Source organism: Streptacidiphilus carbonis (assembly GCF_000787775.1).
GTDB lineage: Bacteria > Actinomycetota > Actinomycetes > Streptomycetales > Streptomycetaceae > Streptacidiphilus > Streptacidiphilus carbonis.
On the sequence record NZ_BBPM01000057.1, the window covers coordinates 44,511 to 48,241 of the forward strand.

Genomic DNA, 3,731 nt, shown 5'->3' on the forward strand with positions numbered 1-3,731 from the left:
CCCCCAATGGTTGGGCGTAGAGATTCGGTCATTCGCGGGTGACCCGGTCGGATCCTAGGACGCCGGTACCCTGCTGTTGATGAATTCGAGCAGCTCTGTACCGGCGCCCGAGTCGAACAGGTAGAAATGCCCCCCGGAAAAGACCCGGAGGTCGAAGTCGGAGGCGGTGTGCCGGCGCCAGCTCTCCACGGTGTGCAGCGGGGCCCGGCTGTCGGAGTCGCCGACCAGCGCGCTGATCGGGACGTCCAGGCGCAGGCCGGCCGCGGGGCGGTGGCGCTCCCAGAGCGAGAAGTCCGCGAGCACGGAGGGCAGCAGGGAGTCCAGCGCGTCCTCGTCCCCGGTGACCTCCTCGTCGAAGCCGCCCAGTCTGAGCACCTCGGCGCGGAACTCCTCCGGTGAGAGGCCGTGCAGCTTCGGCCGGTCCATGAAGGCCGTGGGCGAGGCCTGCCCCGACACGAACAGGTGGGTCGGCCGGGGGCCGCCGCGGGCCTGCAGCGCCAGGGCCGTCTCATAGGCCAGCAGGGCGCCGCTGGAGTGGCCGAAGAAGGAGAACGGGCCGTCGAGGACCGGTCGCAGGGCCTGCATCAGGGCCCGGACGAGCGGGCCGACCGCGGTGGGGTGGTCCTCGTGGATCCGGTTCTGCCGGCCGGGCAGCTGGACCGCGCACACCTCGACGCCGTCCGGCAGCAGCCGCACCCAGTCGGCGAAGGCTCCCGCGCCGCCGCCCGCCGGCGGGAAGCAGACGAGCTGGTGGTGGTGGCCGGGCCGGCGCGCCCGCCAGACGAAGGGGTTCTCGGCGGCGAGCCTGGCAGCGGGTTTCGCCGGCGGATTGCCTGTGTATGTGTTCATGGCTCCTCCGCGGAAAATGTCCTCAGCATTGTGCGGCGTCATTTCCGGGGTCGTCTGCGAGAAGCTCCGCTGGATTCTCCGGAGTCTTTGCGGCGATCGTAGGAGCGGCTTTCCGAGGGGGCAAGGAATGTGAATAGCGGTCCGGTTTTCGCGGGAGTCGGGACAAGCGGCCCGCAGCGTGTCCTGTCGACGGGACACGCATGCCGGGAGCACGACGACGACCGGGCTGCCGCGCCTGTCGGCGGGGCAGCCCGGTCGTCACCGGGGGTGGGGGGAGCGCCTCGGGTCAGCGGCGCGCGTCGCGGTTGAAGACGCTGCGGGCCCAGAGGTAGCCGAAGATGCTGAGGCCGACGCCCCAGGCCAGGGCGATGACGGCGTTGTTGCCGATGTGCGTGCCCATGAGCAGGCCGCGCAGGGTGTTGGTGATGGAGGTGAAGGGCTGGTACTCGGCGAACTGCCGCAGCCCGACCGGCATGGAGGAGGGCGGGACGACCGCGCTGCCGAGGAAGGGCAGGAAGGTCAGCGGCATGGGGGCGTTGCTGGCCGCCTCGATGGAGCCGGCCCCGAGCCCGATGGCGGCGGAGACCCAGCTGAGGGCGAAGGCGAGCAGGCTGAGCATGGCCAGGGCGGCGACCCAGTCCAGCGCCGAGCCGTGCGGGCGGAAGCCGACCAGCAGGGCGACGCCGATCACCAGCACCAGGCTGATCATGGTCTGGATGACGTTGCCGACCACATGACCGGTGAGCACGGACGACCGTGAGATCGCCATGGTGCGGAAGCGGTTGATGATGCCCTCGGTCATGTCCGTGCACACCGAGACGGCGGTGGAGATGGCCCCGGCGGTGACGGCCATCAGGATGATGCCGGGGACCACGAAGTTGGTGTACTGGGCGCGGTCGCCGCCACTGCCGGAGTGGGGGATGCCGGCGCCCAGGGTGCCGCCGAAGACATAGACGAACAGCAGCAGCATCAGGATGGGTGTGGCCACGATGGACACGGTCATCGAGGGGTAGCGCTGGGCGTGCTTGAGGTTGCGGCGCAGCATCGTCATCGAGTCGCGCATGGCGTAGGCGGTGCTCATCGGAGGGACTCCTTCACGGTGCTGGCGGCGGTGTGGTGGGCGGCACCGTTGCCGGTGAGCGCGAGGAAGACGTCGTCGAGGTCCGGGGTGTGCACGGTCAGCGCCTGGGCGTGGACCCGGCTGCGCTCCAGCAGGTCGAGCACGGAGCGCAGGGTGGGGATGCTGCCGTCGCTGGGGATCTGCAGGCTGAGATTCTCGTCGTCGCGGACGGCGGTGCTCAGCCCGAGCTGGGCGGTGGCGGCGTCGAGGCTGTGGGCGTCGGCGAACTGCAGCCGGATGTGTCCGCCGGGCACGAGGCGCTTGAGCTCCTCGGCGGTGCCCTCGGCGACGATCCGCCCGCCGTCGAGGACGGCGATCCGGTCGGCGAGCTGGTCCGCCTCCTCCAGGTACTGGGTGGTCAGGAAGATGGTGACGCCCTGCTTGGCGAGCTCGCGGATGAGGTGCCACAGGGTGCGCCGGCTGCGGGGGTCAAGACCGGTGGTCGGCTCGTCCAGGAAGATCAGGCTGGGCCTGCCGACCAGGGTCATCGCCAGGTCGAGCTTGCGGCGCATGCCGCCGGAGAAGGTGGAGGCGCGCTTGGTCGCGTCCCCGGCCAGGTCGAACTGGCTCAGCAGCTCGGCGGCGCGGCGGCGGCCCTCGCGCCGGTCGAGGTGGTGCAGGTCGGCCATGAGGAGCAGGTTCTCCTCGGCCGTCAGCAGGCCGTCGACGGCGGCGAACTGGCCGGTGACGCCGATCTGGGCGCGGACCGCGTCGGCGTCCTCCAGGGGCTGGCCCGAGACGAAGGCCTGGCCGCCGTCGGCGGCGATCAGAGTGGAGAGGATCTGCACCACGGTGGTCTTGCCGGCGCCGTTGGGGCCGAGCAGGGCGAACACCGTTCCCGGCCGGACCTCGAGGTCCACGCCGTCGAGCACCAGCTTGTCGCCGTACGACTTGCGCAGTCCGACTGCGCTGATCCCCTTGGGCGGGGCCATCTGTTCGGTCGTGGCACTCATGTGCCCCTCCATTCCGTTGCTTCTGGGGATGCGGGTCAGGCGGTCTTGGCGTGCTCGACGGTGATGTCGCCGAGGGTGGTGCGGGCGTGGATCCTCACGGTCCGGTCGTCCAGGGAGGCCGGCCGGTCGGTGCCGAGGTCGCTGTGGGCGGTGCCGGCCTGGGAGTCGATGTCGAGCCAGGCGGGGGTCCCCGGGAGGACGCCGATGTGCAGGTTGCCGGCCGTGGTCCTGAGGTCGTGGGTGCCGCGTTCGACGGTGCCCAGGCGGACGCTGCCGTTGGAGGTGCGGCTGGTGACCGAGGCCTGGGCGCGGGCGACGGTGACGTTGCCGTTGGAGACCTTGAGGTGGAGGTCACCGGTGATGTCGTCGATCCAGGTGCTGCCGTTGGAGTTCTTGATGTCGGCGTTGCCGGCGATCTCGCCGACGCGCACCTCGCCGGAGCCGGTGGTGATCACGGCGTTGCCGGTGGTGCGGTCGAGGGTGATGTTGCCGTGGTCGGTCTTGAGGCGTACGGCGAGGGCCTCGTCGAGCTGGATGTCGCCGGCGCTGACCCGGACGTCGCACCGGCCGAGCGGGCCGTCGGCACGCAGTCGGGCCAGTTCCAGCGTCCCGTTCAGGCTGGAGCCCTCGGGCAGGGCCACCTCGACGCGGACCGAGCCGCGGGGGCCGCGCAGTCCGCGGGGCCGGGGGGTCCTGATGGTCAGCTTGCCGTCGACGAAGTCGACCTTGGTCTCGTCGGCCGCGCGCAGGTCGTCGGAGTTGCCGGCGGTCGAGGGGTGGATCTCGACGACCGTGTCCTTGCGCTCGGA

The 3,731-nt window shown here is 71.1% G+C and carries 4 protein-coding genes; all 4 read right to left on the bottom strand.

All coding sequences use genetic code 11. From position 1 onward, the window contains the following. Positions 1 to 54: 54 nt before the first annotated feature. Positions 55 to 849, bottom strand: a complete 795-nt coding sequence (locus TR46_RS30770) for a thioesterase II family protein (protein WP_042408048.1) — start codon at positions 847 to 849, stop codon at positions 55 to 57. A gap of 286 nt (positions 850 to 1,135) precedes the next feature. Next, a complete protein-coding gene (locus TR46_RS30775; protein ID WP_042408051.1) occupies positions 1,136 to 1,930 on the bottom strand; it encodes an ABC transporter permease in 795 nt (264 codons plus the stop codon). Further along, positions 1,927 to 2,922: a daunorubicin resistance protein DrrA family ABC transporter ATP-binding protein gene (locus TR46_RS30780; RefSeq protein WP_042408054.1), complete on the bottom strand. Its 996-nt coding sequence runs from the start codon at positions 2,920 to 2,922 to the stop codon at positions 1,927 to 1,929. The genes TR46_RS30775 and TR46_RS30780 overlap by 4 nt, the downstream gene beginning before the upstream one ends. A gap of 35 nt (positions 2,923 to 2,957) precedes the next feature. Further along, the coding region (locus tag TR46_RS30785; RefSeq protein ID WP_042408057.1) for a DUF4097 family beta strand repeat-containing protein at positions 2,958 to 3,731 on the bottom strand (774 nt) is incomplete at its 5' end.